Annotated in this window: 18 protein-coding genes; 5 read left to right on the top strand and 13 right to left on the bottom strand. The window is 34.4% G+C overall.

The window, feature by feature from the left end; all coding sequences use genetic code 11:
* Positions 1–165: 165 nt before the first annotated feature.
* Positions 166–3,264 (bottom strand): efflux RND transporter permease subunit, encoded by a 3,099-nt coding sequence (locus EF513_RS05860; RefSeq protein WP_125216473.1) that lies wholly within the window; start codon positions 3,262–3,264, stop codon positions 166–168.
* Between the two features lie 18 nt (positions 3,265–3,282).
* Positions 3,283–4,404 carry an efflux RND transporter periplasmic adaptor subunit gene (locus tag EF513_RS05865; protein ID WP_125216474.1) on the bottom strand — a complete coding sequence of 374 codons (1,122 nt, stop codon included), beginning with the start codon at positions 4,402–4,404 and terminating at the stop codon, positions 3,283–3,285.
* Between the two features lie 134 nt (positions 4,405–4,538).
* Between EF513_RS05865 and EF513_RS05870 the strand changes: the two genes are divergently transcribed.
* Complete coding sequence (locus EF513_RS05870) at positions 4,539–5,150, top strand: TetR family transcriptional regulator (protein WP_125216475.1); 612 nt, start codon at positions 4,539–4,541, stop codon at positions 5,148–5,150.
* Between the two features lie 9 nt (positions 5,151–5,159).
* Here the strand turns inward: EF513_RS05870 and EF513_RS05875 are convergent, their stop codons facing one another.
* From EF513_RS05875 to bioB, 4 genes are all read right to left on the bottom strand, one after another.
* A complete protein-coding gene (locus tag EF513_RS05875) occupies positions 5,160–6,386 on the bottom strand; it encodes a sulfotransferase (RefSeq protein WP_125216476.1) in 1,227 nt (408 codons plus the stop codon).
* Between the two features lie 22 nt (positions 6,387–6,408).
* Entirely contained in the window at positions 6,409–7,191 is a 783-nt protein-coding gene (locus EF513_RS05880; RefSeq protein ID WP_125216477.1) for a class I SAM-dependent methyltransferase, read from the bottom strand.
* A gap of 174 nt (positions 7,192–7,365) precedes the next feature.
* Positions 7,366–8,625 (bottom strand): adenosylmethionine--8-amino-7-oxononanoate transaminase, encoded by a 1,260-nt coding sequence (bioA, locus tag EF513_RS05885; protein ID WP_125216478.1) that lies wholly within the window; start codon positions 8,623–8,625, stop codon positions 7,366–7,368.
* Entirely contained in the window at positions 8,615–9,544 is a 930-nt protein-coding gene (gene bioB, locus EF513_RS05890; protein ID WP_125216479.1) for a biotin synthase BioB, read from the bottom strand. The genes bioA and bioB overlap by 11 nt, the downstream gene beginning before the upstream one ends.
* Before the next feature lie 87 nt (positions 9,545–9,631).
* Between bioB and EF513_RS05895 the strand changes: the two genes are divergently transcribed.
* Genes EF513_RS05895 through bioD form a run of 4 tightly spaced genes read left to right on the top strand, consistent with a single transcriptional unit; the run spans position 9,632 to position 12,794 of the window.
* Positions 9,632–10,753 carry an aminotransferase class I/II-fold pyridoxal phosphate-dependent enzyme gene (locus tag EF513_RS05895; RefSeq protein WP_125216480.1) on the top strand — a complete coding sequence of 374 codons (1,122 nt, stop codon included), beginning with the start codon at positions 9,632–9,634 and terminating at the stop codon, positions 10,751–10,753.
* Entirely contained in the window at positions 10,746–11,399 is a 654-nt protein-coding gene (locus tag EF513_RS05900; protein WP_125216481.1) for an alpha/beta fold hydrolase, read from the top strand. Before EF513_RS05895 ends, EF513_RS05900 begins: the two co-directional genes overlap by 8 nt.
* Positions 11,393–12,139, top strand: coding sequence for a methyltransferase domain-containing protein (locus tag EF513_RS05905; RefSeq protein ID WP_125216482.1), 747 nt, complete (start codon positions 11,393–11,395; stop codon positions 12,137–12,139). The genes EF513_RS05900 and EF513_RS05905 overlap by 7 nt, the downstream gene beginning before the upstream one ends.
* A complete protein-coding gene (gene bioD / locus EF513_RS05910) occupies positions 12,129–12,794 on the top strand; it encodes a dethiobiotin synthase (protein ID WP_125216483.1) in 666 nt (221 codons plus the stop codon). Before EF513_RS05905 ends, bioD begins: the two co-directional genes overlap by 11 nt.
* Here bioD and birA read toward each other — a convergent pair.
* The 7 genes from birA to EF513_RS05935 all read right to left on the bottom strand — a co-directional run bounded on the left by birA (position 12,778) and on the right by EF513_RS05935 (position 18,116).
* Complete coding sequence (gene birA / locus EF513_RS05915; RefSeq protein ID WP_125216484.1) at positions 12,778–13,749, bottom strand: bifunctional biotin--[acetyl-CoA-carboxylase] ligase/biotin operon repressor BirA; 972 nt, start codon at positions 13,747–13,749, stop codon at positions 12,778–12,780. The two genes, bioD and birA, sit on opposite strands and share 17 nt — an antisense overlap.
* Before the next feature lie 432 nt (positions 13,750–14,181).
* Entirely contained in the window at positions 14,182–14,319 is a 138-nt protein-coding gene (locus EF513_RS07930) for a hypothetical protein (RefSeq protein WP_164503847.1), read from the bottom strand.
* Positions 14,320–14,628: 309 nt separating this feature from the next.
* Positions 14,629–14,916: an alpha-ketoglutarate-dependent dioxygenase AlkB gene (locus EF513_RS08020; RefSeq protein ID WP_206425189.1), complete on the bottom strand. Its 288-nt coding sequence runs from the start codon at positions 14,914–14,916 to the stop codon at positions 14,629–14,631.
* Between the two features lie 84 nt (positions 14,917–15,000).
* Positions 15,001–15,198: a 2OG-Fe(II) oxygenase family protein gene (locus EF513_RS08025; protein WP_206425190.1), complete on the bottom strand. Its 198-nt coding sequence runs from the start codon at positions 15,196–15,198 to the stop codon at positions 15,001–15,003.
* A gap of 111 nt (positions 15,199–15,309) precedes the next feature.
* A complete protein-coding gene (locus EF513_RS05925; RefSeq protein WP_125216485.1) occupies positions 15,310–15,804 on the bottom strand; it encodes a methylated-DNA--[protein]-cysteine S-methyltransferase in 495 nt (164 codons plus the stop codon).
* Between the two features lie 4 nt (positions 15,805–15,808).
* Positions 15,809–16,354, bottom strand: a complete 546-nt coding sequence (locus tag EF513_RS05930) for an Ada metal-binding domain-containing protein (RefSeq protein WP_206425191.1) — start codon at positions 16,352–16,354, stop codon at positions 15,809–15,811.
* Positions 16,355–16,547: 193 nt separating this feature from the next.
* A complete protein-coding gene (locus EF513_RS05935) occupies positions 16,548–18,116 on the bottom strand; it encodes an F-box protein (protein ID WP_125216487.1) in 1,569 nt (522 codons plus the stop codon).
* Positions 18,117–18,282: the final 166 nt, after the last annotated feature.

The raw sequence follows: 18,282 nt of genomic DNA on the forward strand, positions 1-18,282 counted from the left end.
GCAACTTTAAGATATTTAGAATGTTTTTCAATATTTTTTGATGCCTTATAAGCTAAAATGGTTATCAGCTTTGGAGATCACCTTGAAGAAGGTAATCCTGATAAGCTTCCAGCCCAGTAGTAAAATCGGTTAAAGCATTTTTATGGTGCTTAAGTAATGAATTGGTTACTTGTTGTCAGTTTTTTTCATGATCAACGTATAAAATAATGGAATAAAGAAAATGGCTACAAAGGTGGCAAACAGCATACCTCCAATTACTCCAGTACCGATAGAATGCCTGCTGGCAGAACCTGCACCACTGCTGATCGCAAGGGGTACACAACCTAAAATAAAGGCAAGGGAGGTCATGATAATCGGGCGGAAACGCAGCTTGGCTGCAGTAATGGCTGATTCAATAATGTTCATACCTTTATTGTGATTTATAGCAGCAAATTCAACAATTAATATGGCATTTTTAGCAGATAATCCTATGAGCGTAATGAGACCAATTTGAAAATATACATCATTGTTTAATCCTCTTAGATATACTGCGAGTAAAGCTCCTAATACAGCAAAAGGGACCGCGACAATTACCGATAATGGTAATGACCATCTTTCATATTGAGCAGCCAAGATAAGGAACACCATAATAATTCCAAAAATGAATGCAATGGTGCTTGAGCCGCTTGCTGTACGCTCTTGGTAAGCAGAATCGGTCCATCCAATTGAATAACCTTGTGGTAAAGTTTTGTGGGCAAGTTCTTCCATTATAGTAATGGCTTCGCCTGAACTCACACCTGGAATTGGACCACCCATGATTTTAGCGGCAGGGAAGGCGTTAAATCTTTCAATGATATCCGGCCCTATTATCCGCTTAACGGTTACTAATGCATCTAACGGAATGAGCTTGCTGCTAAGTGAACGTACATATATTTCTTTTAAACGCTCAGCTTTATCTCTAAATTCTGAATCAGCCTGCAAATTAACCTTATAAGACCTACCATATAAACTAAAATCGTTTACATAAAATCCACCCAACGCAGTTTGAAGAGTAGTATACACTGCATCAATTGGTACATCCAAAGCTTTAGCTTTAATAACATTAAGTTCCATTAAATATTGTGGTACATTTACTGATAAAGTACTGGTTACTCCTGTAAGTTTCGGTTGTTGTTGTGCTGCTTGTACTAATTGTGCAGTAACTGCGGCTAATTCGGCAGTACTGGCACCGATTTTATTTTGAAGATATAAATTAAAACCGCCGGTAGTGCTCATTCCCATAATAGGTGGAGGATTAAATGCCAGAATAAAAGAATCTTTGATGTCAGCAGTAATGCCCATAAAGCGGCCTACTAAGTTTCTAGCATCTTGCTCTTTTTTAGGCCGTTTATTCCAATCTTTTAAATTAATAAAAGATATTCCTGAGTAAGATTTGGGGGTAAATGTAAATAGATCAAGACCTGCAAATGTAACTATATCAGCTACTTCTGGTTGTGCTAAAAAGCGTTTATCAGCCTCATCAGTCACCGCTTTAGTGCGTGATAGGGAAGCGCCAGGCAGTAATTGTGTCATAATAAAAGAATATCCTTGATCCTCATCTGGTACTAAGCTGGTTGGTATGCGTGAAAATAATACTCCACTGGCAATTAAAATACCTATAAAAATGGTGATACCTAACGACGCCCGTTTGATTAAAAATTTGACTTTGTCAGTGTAACTTAAAGTTAATTGTTCAAACCAATTGTTAAACCATCTGAAAAACTTTAAGGGTTCATTATGAGATGGCTTAATGATTAAAGCGCAAAGAGCAGGGGTTAAAGTAAGAGCCACAATACCAGAAATGATTACCGAAATAGAAATGGTAATAGCAAACTGCTTATACATTTCACCAGTGAGTCCACCCATAAATGCAACTGGGATAAATACCGCACAAAGTACTAATACAATGGCTATAACAGGACCAGTTACTTCTTGCATAGCTTTAATTGACGCCTGATATGCCGGTAGCTGCTCCTCTTTCATAATTCTTTCAACATTTTCTAGTACTACTATAGCATCATCTACTACTATCCCAATAGCTAACACTAAGCCAAACAAGGTAAGTAAATTAATTGAGAAACCAAGCAAGTACATTCCAGCAAAGGTTCCAATTAATGATACAGGGACGGCTATAATGGGAATTAATGTAGCTCTAAAATTTTGTAAAAATAAATAAACCACTAGTACTACTAAAATAATAGCTTCTATAAAGGTGCTAATTACTTCATTAATAGATACTTGAATAAATTGAGTAGTATCAAAGGGAATAGAATGATTTATTCCTGTTGGGAAACTATGTGCTAATTCGGCCATTTTTGCTTTAATAGCCGTAGCGGTTTTTAATGCATTTGCTCCGGGCTGTAAGAATATTCCAATTGCTACTGCGGGGGTACCATTGTAGCTTGCTGCAAAGCTGTAGTCTTGAGCGCCTAATTCAATGTTAGCAACATCCTTCAGTTTAAGCAGCCTACCTTTTGAATCAGCCCTTAATATGATCTCTTCAAATTCTTTAACTTCGCTAAGACGGGCAGGAGTATTAATAGTATAAGTAAATTGTTGCGGGGATTTAAGAGGTTCTTGGCCAAACTGCCCGGCAGCATATTGTGAGTTTTGTTCCCTAAGGGCTTTTATTACTTCATTAGGAGTTAAGTTGTAGAAAGCTAATTTATCTGGTTTAAACCAGATTCTCATTGAATAATCTTTAGCGCCAAATAACATAGCATCACCAACACCGGGAATGCGTTTAAGCTCATCAATAATATTTAAAAGTGCATAATTGCTAATATAAATAGGATCATATTTTCCTGAGCTGGAAAACATAGTAACTACTTGTAAAATAGAGCTGGATCTTTTAGTTACGCTGATTCCGTTTCTTCTTACCTCTTCCGGGATACGTGCTAAAGCAGCTTGAACACGATTGTTTACATCGATTGTTGCTTGTTCCGCATCAGTGCCAATCTCAAAAGTTAAAGTAAGATCTAACTGACCATTATTGGTGGCTAGTGAGCGCATATAAAGCATATTGCTAACACCGTTAATTTGCTGTTCAAGAGGAGCAGCAACAGTATTGGATACTACTTCGGCATTAGCTCCTGGATAGTGAGCGGTTACTACTACTTCGGGCGGGACGATTTCCGGATATTGAGCAACCGGTAGGTTATTCATGGCTGCAATACCTGCAAGAACAATAATAATAGATATTACTGCTGAAAATACAGGGCGGTTAATAAAAAATTTAGCAAACATAATAATTTATAAATGATATTATTGTTCTTTAGTTTGATCAGTTTGATTATTTTCAGTATCCACTATAACTACTTGTTGAGGGTATATTTTAATCATTCCCTCTGTGACAATGCGATCACCTGATTCTAAGCCATGTTCAATCATTCTTCCTTGTTCGATTAAGCTACCTAATTTAACAGGTTTAATTATAATCTTATTATCATTATTAACTGTGTATACAAAGGTACCTTGTGAACCCTGCATTACTGCTTGATCTGGAATAATAATTGCTCCGTTAATTTTAATTCCTTTAATTATAACTTTTGCAAATTGCCCAGGTGTAATTTTATTTGCCGGATTTGGAACAATAGCAGTGGCTTTTATAGTGCTAGTTTGTTCATCAATTACACTATCATTAAAATGAAAGGATCCTTCATGTTCATAGAGTTCATCATTATCTAGCTTAAGTGCTATTTTTAAATCATTGATTTGGCCGGAGGAACTTATCTTTTTAAGATAATTTGTTAAAAAATCTTGATCAGAATATCCAAACTCTACATAACAAGGATCTAATTGTACCACTTTAGTAAGTAAGGTTGAATTGGCCAACACCAAATTACCTTCAGTATATTCTGCTTTGCCTGCAATTCCATTAATAGGAGCTGTAACATTGGTATATTCTAGATTGATACTAGCTGTGCGAGCATCTGCTTCGGCTTGTTGGAAGTTTGCTAAAGCTTCTTCATATTCACGAGAGCTAACAGTTTTTTCATGAAACAATTTCTTTATACGTTGATAATTGTGTTCAGTTTGTTGTAAACGTGATTTAGCTTTCATTGAGGCTGCTTCTAAAGATTCCTTTTCAAGTTTAAAAAGTATGTCTCCTTTGTGGACATATTGACCTTCCTTGTATACTTGTTCAATGATAATCCCATTAATTTGAGGCTTAATTTCTGCATATTTAAAGCTGGTTACACGGCCACTATAATCGCTAGCTAGCTCGACATCGTGTGGGATAATGGTTTGTGTTGTTACATGAGGATTATAATTAGAAGAGGGGTTGGAATAGTTATAATTTATCCATAGTTTAGTAAATATAATAATTACTATAACTAATACTAAGATATAAAATTTGTAAGATGATTTAAGCTTAATTTTCATATGTAATATGTTTATATTAAAAGTGATTTTAATAATAATTATTTATAAATAATACATCTATTATATACATTCAACAATGAATGTATATAATTATAATAATAAATTTTACTTGTGGTTGTAAATGATAGGTATAGATGGTTAGGCGATCTAAAGAAGAGGCTGAGAAGACACGGGCGTTAATATTAGATACTGCAGAAAATATTTTCTTGCAAAAGGGGGTGGCTGATACCTCCTTAGCAGATATAGCTAAAGCAGCAGGTGTAACCAGAGGGGCAATTTACTGGCACTTTAAAAATAAGATGGATTTATTTGATGCTATGCATCAAAGGGTTAGTTTTCCGCTAGATAAGTTATTTGATGAGATGGTCAGTAATCATCATAGCCCTATGCTAGCCCTTAAAGAAATTTGTACTTATTGTTTACAATCGCTTGCTGAAGATGAGCATATGCGCAGGGTGTATACTATATTGTTATTTAAGTGCGAACAATTTGCTCATGATAGTAAATTTAAACGCCATGAACAGATGCGCCAAGAAGCTCTTTCTAAAATGGAAAAGATATTTATGTTGGCTCAGGAAAAAAGAGAATGCAATTTATCCTTTACACCTCAAGGAGCTGCGCTTGCTTTATATTCTTTTATGCAGGGAATATTCTATGATTATTTATTTAATCCTAAGCGTTATAGTATAACTAGCGTTTCTATAGAACTTATAGATATATTCTTTAAATCATTTGTAGCTCGGTGATGTAATGGGTTAACTTGTACTCGGTTTGTTTCTTGCTTGGTAGATTAGTTCGATTTTACTGGTTTCGGTTAATTGAAATTTTCTGGCTTTCAAGATAGTACAGCGAATGCTAATATAATCCTTAGCCCAGATATAAGGCCAGAAATAACTAGTAAAATTCCATTTAATGTTGAATTTATTCAGTAGCTTGGTGGATAGCTTAAATCTCTTTTCAAAAAGAATTATAATGCGTTGCTTGTAATAGTTAATATTGGTTTCCAATTGAAAAGGTTTAAGAAATTTTTTGAATTGGAATTGAATAGTAGTTTCAGGGTAATAAAGCCGAATATGTTCTCCAATAGATTGTAAGCGCTGTTTATCATACTCATTTAAAAATTCTGAATGATTTTGTTGAATAGTGAGGGTGTTTGCACCATTTATACGAATACTTTCTTTTCTATTCCACCATTTATGATTATTAAAGGTACTATCCATTAAGCAGTCTTCCCAGCGTAAATTAAGCCAGGTGCATATGCTATCTAAAGCCTCTTTTTTATGGTTATGAAGATCTTCGAGTTTAAGAGCACCAATGGTCACATGATCTTTCTGGCAATATGGAACAATACCATGGGTTTGATAATTACAAACATGTAAAGGTTTATCTTTATAAATTTGGGAAATAGAAGACTCTAAGCAATTAACTTTAAATAATTCTTGATTATACAAATTATGTTTAATAGAAGAACCAATCGATTGAATAGGATTTCTTAACATATGTAAAAAATACACTTTTTCAAAGTCTTCACATAAGTCTAAAGCATATTGCTTAGGATTGCTATGAATAGGAAATATTAAAAACTCAGCATCCTTAATATCTTTGCCCATCGCTTTGTTATAAGCTTGGTAGATGCTTACCAGGAAGCTGGCTCTAGTAAATTCTTGAGGAAAGCTTGCTAAAAAATGTTGTATGTATAAATCTCTATCAATGGCAGCATTTTGCATGCGATCTTCACCCATGTCGTTTAAGCCATAAATGTCATGAATAGGTGCATCTGCTTCAAAAAAATAAGAAAAGTCTTTTAAATGTTCGGCAATTAATTTGTCTCTAGACAAAAATTGATAATGCTTATCCCATCTATAATAAAACTCTATCCCAAATAATGCCGGTAAAGATAATATTTGGTTGTGACCATCAAGGTAGCTATGAACTAAGGTAGTTCCACTAGAACCAAAATTTTGAATTGCAATTACTTTCATAAATAATTAATTATTGTTGTTATTATTTTTTGCTAATTACCCATGCTCTGGTTTTGTATAGCACTTCGATTTGCTGGTTATCGTCTATTTTTTTATCTATAAAGGCAATAAATTTAGTAAAATTTTCTTCGCCTATTTGATGCCTAATGTCATTAACAGAATTCCACACACCAATGTAAGAATCTTTAGTAAAAGTTTGTGTATGATAACCTTCAAGATATAATAGTTTTTCGAAATTATCTAAACTGCTAAGCTTGGATGCTAGGTTATTTACAAATTCTGAAGATCCTGAAGATACTCTACTAATATTAGGTCTTAATTCATTTAAATAGCTTTCAATTTCAATAAAAAGCGGATTATATTCTATAACTCTTGGATTCCAAATGGCTACAAATGTACCTCCTGGTTTTAAAATGCGATGAAATTCCTCAATAGCTTGATTAAAATTAACCCAATGAAATGAAGAAGCCATGCTGACTAAGTCTAATGAGTGGCTAGGTAGGTTAGTATTTTCACCAGCACCGTCTATCCATTCAATTGCTAAATTTTGGCTATCTTTCATACCATGAGTGCGCATATCTTCATTAGGTTCTACTGCATAAATTTTCCCACTAAATTGATTAGCGAGTATTCTAGTCCAAATGCCAGTACCTGCTCCTACATCAGCGCATGTTAAATTATTACCTTTACCAATATATCCTTCAATTGCATTGATTACATCATAACTGTAACCAGGGCGGTATTTTGAATAATCTTCCGCCAGACCTGTAAAGTCACCATGCTTAATTGCTGTATCTGTGCTCATATTTGTTCCTTTATAGTTGTATTGTACTATGATACGGTAATAAATGAATTAATTAATTAAATTATATTTCATCTTTTGATATTAAAACTATGTATAATATAAAACTTTTAATTGCAACTGAAATTATTAAGCAGATTATTTGTTTATTGAGGACCAAAAATAATAATCGGTTATTTATATTGTTAGTACTAAGCTTTCGATGGTTTGAGTAATTGTACTAATTTCATTTTGATTTGTAATAAAAGGGGGCATAGTGTAAAGCACATTACCAAATGGCCTAAGCCAAGCTTCCTTTTTTCTAATTAGGCTTCTCATAAGTAAAATATCTTTAATTGAACAATCAAGTTCTACTGCGCCTATGGCTCCTAATACTCTTACCTCTTTGACTTTATGGTGTTTTTTTAAAGGCTCTAATTGGGATTTTAATTGGTCACTCATATTTGCTACTTGCAGCTTCCTTGGCTTTTGTTCAAATAGCTCTATTGATCCTATTGCAGCCATGCATCCTAAAGGGTTAGCTGCAAAGGTTGTACCATGCTTTAGTGCATATTCAGGATTATCTGAATAAAAGCTAAAAAATACCTCGTCAGTTGTGCCAACTGCTGCGAAAGGTATTACTCCGCTAGTGATTCCTTTACCTAAGCAAATAATATCTGGTGTAATGCTAGCATGATCACAGGCGAAATATTTGCCAGTCCTATAAAACCCCGTGGCAATCTCATCAGCAATAAATAAAAGCCCATATTTTTTGGTTATTTTATAGATTTCAGCTAATATCTCAGGAGTATGAAACTTCATTCCACCAGCACCTTGAAATATTGGTTCAATTATAACAGCAGCTATTTGTTCTTTATTGTTGCTGAGTAACCTATCAAAATCAGCTAAATCCTGCTTGTTTTGGGGAAGTTTAGATTTAATAGAATGTTCATTTTTTTTAGCAAATTGGTGGGTAATAGTATTATCATCAGTAACAATCGAGCAACCGATAGTATCGCCATGATAACTATTTTCAAAATAAATAAATTTAGAACGATACTGCCTTTGATTACTATAATATTGTAAGGCAATTTTTAAGGCAATTTCTACTGCCACTGAGCCTGATTCGCAATACACAAAATGCTCAAGACCTTGAGGCAGTATTTTAATCAGCTTTTTAGATAATTCATAAACCGAATTATGCGCAAGCCCTGCAAACATGATATGCGGCAAATCATTAACTTGTTTTACCACTTTGCTCACAATATAAGGATGTGCATGACCATGACAAGTGCTCCACCATGAAGAAATACCATCTATCATTCTTTTGCCATTTTCTAAGGTTAAATATACACCTTGAGCAGATTTAATCATTAGTGGGGTATCAGCTAAGTTCATTTGTGCATATGATTGCCATACGAGGTTGTTATCATCACGTACTGTTAGCTCAGGTTGCATTTAATCCTAACTTCTTTAAGAGGTTTAAGTCTTTTTCCATCTCAGGGTTTTTGGTGGTAAGTAGCTTTGCACCATAAAAAATTGAGTTAGCTCCAGCCATAAAGCATAAAACTTGGGCTTCTTCTGACATATTATTTCTTCCGGCTGAAAGCCTTACTCGTGCTTTAGGCATAATTATTCTTGCTGCCGCTATAGTTTTAATAAACTCAAAAATATCTATATCTTTACTATTCCCAAGAGGAGTACCCTTTACTTTCACTAATAGGTTAATAGGAACGCTCTCAGGATATGGATCTAAGTTAGCGAGTGTAACTAGCAAATCAGCACGATCCTCTAATTTTTCTCCCATACCTATTATCCCACCGCAGCATACTTTGATGCCAGCATCTCTTACATTTTGTAAAGTCTCAAGCCTATCAGCATAAGTACGGGTAGTTATGATCTCTTTATAATAGTTTTCAGAAGTATCTAGATTATGATTATAATAATCCAGTCCTGCGTTATTTAATATGCTGGCTTGCTTTTTGGTTAACATTCCTAAAGTCAGGCAAGTTTCAAGCCCTAACAATTTCACCTGCTTAATGATTTCAGTAATTTGTGGCAAGTCTCTATCATGCAATGAGCGCCACGCTGCTCCCATACAAAATCTTTCAGCACCATTTATTTTAGCAAATTTTGCTTGTTCTAAAATAATGTTGATATCCATCAAACTCTCTTTTTTAACAGCAGTATTGTAATGAGCTGATTGAGGACAATATTTGCAATCTTCTGGGCAAGAACCTGTTTTGATGCTGAATAGAGTACTGATCTGTATATCTTGCTTAGGAAAATGCTCTCTGTGTACCTGATGTGCTTTATGCATCACATCCAAAAATGGTAACTCAAATAGCTTTAACACTTGTTGTTTTGTCCATTTCATAACAGTAAACCGTAAAATTAAAATTAGTTGACTGATCAAGTGGGGTAACATATTGTCTAAGGATCGTCAATAATAATTTATAACTATATGATTGATATTACAGCAAGATTAGAGGCTTATAGAGCTGACTCCCTTTTGCGAGAACAGTATATTGTAGCGCATCATTATATAAACTTTGCCTCTAATGATTATCTTTGCTTGGCTCAAGATTCAACAGTAAAAGCAGCCTTTAAAGAAGGAGTGGATCTTTATGGGCTTGGCAGTGGAGCCTCAGCAATGGTTACAGGATACTCGCAGGCTCATAAAGATATAGAACAAAAATTTGCTGAATTTTTAAATCGAGACCAAGCTGTTTTATTTAATTCAGGGTATCTTGCGAACTTAGGAGTAATTAGCACTTTAGCTGATAAGAACTCTAGTATTGTTGCTGATAAATTGGTCCATGCATCACTCATTGATGGGATTAAACTTTCACAAGCAAAGCTGCGTAGGTTTAAGCATAATGATATGGAGCATGCAGAACTTATATTATCTAAAAAGTTTAAGCAAAGTTTGTTGATTACTGAAAGTATATTTAGTATGGAAGGAGATATCGCTCCTGCTCATAAGCTAGCAAATTTGGCTTCAAAATATGGTTCTACATTTATTATTGATGATGCTCATGCTATAGGAGTTTTAGGTAAGAGGGGCAGAGGAATTTGTGAGTATTATAATTTAACCCAAAAAGATGTACCTTGTCTGATAATACCTTTAGGTAAAGCTGTTGGCAGCCAAGGTGCAGTTGTGGCAGGAGATAAAAATTTAATCCAGGCTTTAAAGCAGTTTGCCAGAACCTATATTTATACAACTGCACTTCCCCCAGCCATGCCCCATGCAACGCTTGCAGCACTTAAGATTATAAATGAAGAAAATTGGCGCAGGCAAAAATTAAATGAGCTGATTTTATTTTTTGTAGAAATGGCAGATAATTTAGAGCTGCCTCTAGTTTCAAAAGACTTAACACCTATAAAATCTATATTGGTTGGTGATAACAATAGAACATTAAAAATTCAAAAATATTTACTAGATAAAGGACTTTTCATTTCTTGCATAAGACCACCAACAGTGCCAAAAAATACAGCAAGAATAAGAATTTCTCTTAATTGCCTTCACTCAAAACAACAAATCTTAAATTTATTACAATTAATTGCTGAAAAATATTATGAGTAGCCATTCTGTTGTATTGTTACCCGGGCTTGGTTTTAAATCATCAATTTGGGATTTCATTACTCCGAGCTTAAAGGATTATCAAGTTACTTTGATAGATTTACCTGAGATTGATAATCTTGATATCAAAAAGATAATAGATATTATTGCCAGTAAAATATCTGATAATTCTATTATTATCGGATGGTCACTTGGTGGGCTGATAGCAACTTATTTATACCATTTATTACCCCATAAATGTAGCAAACTTGCTTTAATAGCGAGCACTCCAAAATTTATGGAAGATAAAAATTGGCCCGGAATAACCCTTTCTCAAATTGAAAGTAATATGAAAAATTTTAGCGGGATAGTCCAATATCCTAATAAATCTACCCAGGTAAGGCGCTACCTAGCAGAACATCAAACTGCGGTCCCTGCAAACCACTTAAAATTAATTAAAAGCTTAGATGCAAGGGAAATTTACAACAATCTTAAAATACCAGTGCTAAATATTTTAGGTGAGAAAGATGCAATTATTCCTTTAAGGCAGACTGAATATTTTCCCAGGTTTCATCAGATAATAATTATTCCTAAAGCAGGTCATGTGCCATTTTTAACCCATACCGAAATTATAAAGGATGAACTGATAAGGTTTATAGATTTATGCTAAACTCACTAGAAATTAAGAACCATTTTAATAAAGCAGCAAGTACTTATGATGCTAACTGCTATATCCAAACATTGGTGGGAACTAATTTGATTAATAGGCTTAGAGCCTACAAAGCAACAGCTCAAAATATTATAGACTTAGGCTGTGGTACTGGACTTTTAACTGAGATGCTTGCTGAAAGATATAGTAATTTTGAACAATTTTTTGCTATCGATATAGCTGATAGCTTTTTAGAAAAAGCAAGAGAAAGACTATACAAGTTTAACATTGAGATTCTTGAAAAAAGTTTTGAAAGTTTTTATTATCCTAAAATTGTATTTGATCTGGTTGTTGCTAATCTAAGTTTACATTGGAGTAGTAATCTAGAATTAACCTTGCACAACATCTATAATAATTTATCTAATGAAGGAGTTTTAGCCTTTTCATTACCTTTAGATGGAACATTTAAAGAGCTGGGTACAGATAGGATCTTACCTTTTTTTAAACAACATGATATTCAGTTAATGTTAGCAAGAACTAGCTATAAAATTTTAAGTGCTGATCTGTATGTAAAATCTATAGTATTTCCTTCCTTTATCCTAGCTCTTAAGTCAATAAAGCAAGTGGGAGCAAATTATTACGGCATAAGAAAACACAATTCTAACTTATTATATTTTAAAAAACAGGCTAAGCTGCCCTTTAGACTAACCTATAACATAGGTATTTTTATTGTTACTAAAGAGGGTAGTAATGACTTATAAATTCTTTATTACCGGAACTGACACCAATATAGGTAAGACTTATATAAGCATTGGATTAATAAAAAAATTTCAACAATCAGGCTTTAGGACGTTAGGACTCAAACCTATTGCAAGTGGTGGAAAAATTATAGATGGCAAAATTTACAATGAGGATGCGTTATGCTTACAAAAGCATTCTTCTAAAAATCTAGATTATGACCTCATTAACCCCTTTTGCTTTTTGCCTCCTATTTCTCCGAATATTGCAGCTGAGCGTGTTAAACTCAAATTGACGGTAGAAGATATATATCAAAAAATTTATCCCACCATAAATGGCAATTATGAGGTTTATATAGTTGAGGGGGTAGGGGGGTGGAAAGTGCCTTTAAATGATCAGGAAACGCTTGCAGATCTAGTTTATAAACTTAATATCCCCATAATATTAGTAATTGGAATTAGGCTTGGTTGCATAAACCATTCAATACTTACCTATGAATCAATATTGAATAAAAATCTTATGTTAAAGGGGTGGGTTGCTAATTGTCTTGGTCCTACAAATCTGGAAAACGATGCTAATATTGAAACCTTAAAACAATATATTAAAGCTCCCTGTTTAGGCGTTGTAGGATTGAACCAACAACCAGAAGAAATGCTAGATATTACTCCTTTATTATAGTAGTATCACCTGAGGAAAAAGGTTTTATATATCCTTTTTCAACTTCCAACATTAAATTACCCTGGTTGTTAATACCTCGTCCATAACCGCTAATGATATTATTGCCTGAGACAAGTTTAACTTTTTTGTTAAGTAACATATCCCGTTGTTCCCACTCTGTTTTAAATGGGTTAAACCCTTCTTGGTTAAATTTTTTGAGATAGGTGGTTAGGCTGTTAATTAGAGAGATGCATAACTTATTTCTATCAACATCTTGGTTTAATAGTTGTTTAAGGGATGTCCATGATTGGTTGATATGATTATCATCATTAATCATATTTACATTTAATCCTATACCAATAATAGCATAAGAGAGTCCGTTAGCTTCAGATATTATTTCTATTAAGCTGCCTGAGAGTTTTTTTTGTTTAACAATAATGTCATTGGGCCATTTTAAAAAAATCTGCTGAGCTAGCTGTAAATCTTGTAAAGCATCAACTATAGCAAGACTTACTATTGTGCTTAGGCCGACAAGTTCACTCATATCTTTCTCAAAAGGATAAAGTATGGATAAATATATATTTTTTCCAAATGGGGAATACCAGCGTCTATTCAATCTTCCTCTGCCTTGAGTTTGATATTCTGCAATGCAAACTCGAGGAGTGATGTTGCCTACAAAACCTTTTAAGTAGCTATTGGTTGATTCTAAGCTCTCGAATACTTCTATGGTTATGTTTTTATGGGGAACACCTTGTTGAATAAGATGCTCATCTAAAAGTAGTAATGGTTCTGATAAAGCATAACCTTTGCCTTTAATAGAATCTATCTTTGTTCCGTATTCCTCAAGTTTTTTAATAGCTTTCCAGACAGCACTACGGGTAATACCAAGTTTTTGGCCAATAGTATCTCCATCATGATATGCAAGGTCGCTCAATATGTGGGTGAGTTCTATCAGAGTTTTCGGTAACTTTTTCATAATTGTTTGTAATAATTACATTAATCATTAATGGTTATCAGTTTAATTAGGAAAATGCAATAATAGTGGGGTTTTTATTAGGTATCAATCTTTAGCTGTTAGCATATAATATTATAAATTTTTTGATCCCTTATAATATAATCATTTGCTTGTAATAGTTCCAATCTTAAATCTTTGTTTATTACTTTGGTAATAGTAGAGTAAGTAAAGACATTGATTTGGCTGTAATACACTGAAGTTGCTGTCTCTTGTTTTATTACGAAGCCTATAGATATCTTATCAATGATTTTTTTTATTCTTTACCTTCATTGCTGTAATCACTGTAATTAATACTATTTATTTTTAAATTATTTACACAAACTAGCCGATTTGCCGCATAGCTACCATACATATACTAAATGCTACCTGGCAAATAGGAAATAAACACAACAATTAGGTTAAGTGAGTACTATTAAAATTAGACTCTTTAAGATTAGATTCCATATAACTAGTAATATGATCATTTCCAAAGTCATATAGTTTTTCTTCAGCATTATATTTGATCATTCTATCTAAAGATAACGGCTTCAATTTACTTTTTTCTCTATTAAAACTTCGTCTCGAACCTGATCTTTATTTGGAATCTTTACAAGTTAATTAACTATGCAATATTAGGCGCTAGTTGGGTTGTTAATTCTTTAATTTTTTGGTGTCTGTCTTCTGTAAATATAGTGCTGGTAATCTTAATTTAAGGAGAAAGGTGCTGACCTAGTGAGCCATTGCTAATGATTACAATATCCTAGTAGAGCATCTACTGTCTTGTGTTTAGTACGCTTGCAATGCTGCTGCCAGTTATGTAATTATTCTACTCTAGAGAATGGGTGCCGTTCATCTTAAAAGCTATCGGGCTTTGCGGAAGGTTAGCTTTATTCGGTATTCACCCAAGGTTGGATAATCTCCTTTTTTTAATGGAGCAATACCATGATAAAATAACCTAGTGGCTCCACCCCAAACCACTACATCATCATGTAATAAGGAAATGCGGCGAATTTTATCACTTCGGCTCAATCCCCCAAACTGAAAAATAGTCGATAGCCCAAGTGAAACTGAAACAATAGGTGCGTTATAAGTGCGCTTGTTCTTATCTTGATGTAATGAAAGTTTTGCACCTGATTCACAACGGTTCATAAGAGCACGTATCTGGTATAAATAGATTATATCCTGCTTGTGTTGCTGCATTGGAGGAAAACATCCGGCATGCTCGGCCAGGGTTTACCGGGTAATGGTATCATCACAATAACCACTATGTTCTGTTACCCAGCCCACCGTTCCGCAATTAGTCATAGCCACGGACATTTTATAACCGCTTGGAGTTGCCATATGCCGAAACGGAGCATCAGCCGTTATCTCATGCAATGCGCTGATATCCTGGCTTCTAGTGGTAAAGCAAACTCTCGTAGTATGTATCATAGCATCCTACTCTAAGGAATCTTGCCACCATCCGCCCTTGGCTACTTTATCGAAAGTTATCATCATAGAATATGTTTTATTTTGTGTTGTGTAGTCTTTCGTAGAGTTGTATTAACCCTTTGTTGAGCCAACAGTGGCTTCATGATTAAGCAACCATTCCTTAGCCTGGATACCGCCCGCATAGCCGGTGAGCTTGCCATTCATGCCGATAACACGGTGGCATGGTATAATAATACAAATTGGATTTTTGCTATTAGCCATTCCTACCGCACGGGAGGCGTTAGGATGGTTCAGGGACTTTGCAATTTCCCCATAACTTTTAGTTTCACCATAGCCAATATCATTTAAGGCCTTCCATACACGTTTTTGAAATTCTGTGCCGACTGGTGCAAGCGGTAAATCAAATTTATTGCGTTTGCCTGCAAAATATTCATTCAATTGTTTGATACCCTGCTGAAATGGCTTGGGATCATGAGTTTCTTTTTGGGCTTGTATGTAATAATGATGTTCTGGGGTGTAAAGGCCGGTAATGGCTTCACCATTTGAAGTCAGTACTATTTCACCAAGTGGGCTTGACATAGTTGTATATAGATGTGATGTGATCATAATATTACTCCTTAGGTTGAATTTGATTTTGCCATAGATGCAGGGTTGCATAACTGCGCCATGGCCGCCATGTTTGTGATATCTTTTCCGCTTCTTTAGCAGTCACTCCGCCAAAGTTGTTGCGCACTGCAATATCTTCTTTGGGAAACGCATCCGACCAGCGTAGTACACGCATAGCAATGTAATGTGCTGTCCAATCATCTATACCAGGAAGTACAGTCAGTTGTTTGATAGTGATTTTTGGATCTATCCCAGCTTCTAGTTTTAAACGCCCTGAAGCGATTTGCTGTGCCAATGTGATAATACTTCTAACGCGAGATTGAATAATGCCGAGCGTGGTTAAGTCATCAACATTTAACTCTGAAATGCGTTCTGCTGTTGGATATAAGCGTTTTGTCTCTGGATGCGGTGTTTTAACAGTGTAAATCGGGCGGCAATAAATATTTGTGGAAGTTACCCCGATATAAAACACATCATCAAAACGTGGGTCACGAGATGAATAAGCGTTATAAAATGCTGCGTTAATCTGAGCCATAGGCTTATCTATCACTTTTTGTTATATTCTAAATATAATATAGCTCAAAAACATTTCTAGCCATTTTCAGACATATAATCATTGAAGGTTATTACAATAATAACAACTAAAAAAATTATTTTGATCAAAAGTTAGATGTCCAAAATGGCTTAGCTTCAAAACTATAAAAAAAGGCCGGCAATGAACCGACCTATTTTATAGCAAAGGGTTAATGAATGTGTTTAACAAGCTGCGCGTTTTTATCTTGCCTTGCTACCCTATCTACAAAACGAGATTTTAGGGATTTTAATTTTTCTTGCTCCTCTGGTTGTTCTAATCTTGCTAGCTCTTCTTCTCTGGCTGCATTAAAAGATTGCTCTAAATAATAATCAAGCATAATTGTAATATCTCTATTTTGAGTCATTTTTACATAAGCGATGGCTTTGCCTAAGGCGCTAGCTCCCGCAGCTCCCATGTTATTAACACCTAAGTGAAGAGAAGTAAGAGTAGTATTAATTGTTAAAGCATCAGCTATTGCTTTAGCTCCTACGTCTCCTATGTCATTCAAATTTAAGTTAAGAAACCTAAGGGCTTTATTAATTTTTAAAGCATCTGCTAAATCCTGAGCTCCCACGTCTCCTATCTTACTACGTTCTAAATTAAGAGAGCTAAGAGTAGTGTTAGTTTTTAAAGTAATAGCTATTGCTGTAGCTCCTGCAGCTCCTATGCTATTATGCCCCAATTCAAGAAAAGCAAGAGTAGTGTTAGCTTGCAAAGCATCAGCTATTGCTTGAGCTCCCACGTCTCCTATGGCATTCCAATTTAAGTTAAGAGAAGTAAGAGTAGTGTTAGCTTTTAAAATAATAGCAGCTATTGCTGTAGCTCCCTCTGCTCCTATGTTATTCCAATGTAAGTTAAGATATCTAAGAGCTTTATTAGTGTTTAAAGCATCAGCTAAATCCTTAGCTCCCGCAGCGTCTATACCATTAGTTCTTAAGTCAAGAGAAGTTAGAGAGGTATTAGTTTTTAAATAGCCAGCTATTGTTTTAGCCCCCTCTGCTTTTATACCGCAGCGTGCTAATTCAAGAACAGTAATATGATTAGCAATATGTTTAGCTTGATCATAAGTTACTTGGATAACTTCATTATTATAGCTTATGTTAATAGGTTCTGGTGGATTTTGGTCATTGCTAAGTTTAATAATATCTAATAGGAGGTTAATGAAATCATTATTGCGTGGGCTTTCATTTTGATTAAAATCAATCTTTAATAAGTAGTGCTTATTTTGTAGCTGATCATATGCTTTAATGTAATTAACTAAACCTTCTAAAGAATTTATAGTATATTCTATCTCAACTTTCTGCTTGCTATTGATTTTCTGCTGCTTTTGCTCTAAATCGTGTAATGCTTTTATAAGAGTTTCTACTGTAACTGCCTCTTGAGCGATTGGTGTAATTGCAGCTGCATTACCCTCAAAGTATCTATCAAGCTGAATATCATTGCCACTTTGCAGGTCTTTATATCTATATTCAATAAAAGTTTTTGCTAATTCTAGCGGAACTTGAAGCTTAGATAAGAAAGCAGTATCAATATATTTAGGATCAAACATCCCTTTAGCATAGTAGGCTAAAGCTTTTTTAACATATTTCTGCCATTTATTAGATACTAACCTGTGCCTAGCTAAATCTTTATTAGGAAGAAAACCAAAAAGATTGTAGATTACATCCAAAGGAAGCAAGCTATCATCAGGCTCATTATTTAAAGCAGATACTTGAGTATCTAAAGTTTCGTTAGTCATAATTAATACCTATATTATTACAATCCGCCATTTATTAACATTTAGTTAATAAAAAGTAAAGTTATTAGTTAAAATAACGTTTCTATTTAACAAAATGGCTTAGCTTTAAAACTACAATAAAGGGACAACAATGAACCGACCTGTTTTATAGCATTACAATTACAAA

Origin of the sequence: Rickettsiales endosymbiont of Stachyamoeba lipophora (genome assembly GCF_003932735.1) — a bacterium.
GTDB lineage: Bacteria > Pseudomonadota > Alphaproteobacteria > Rickettsiales > 33-17 > RICK01.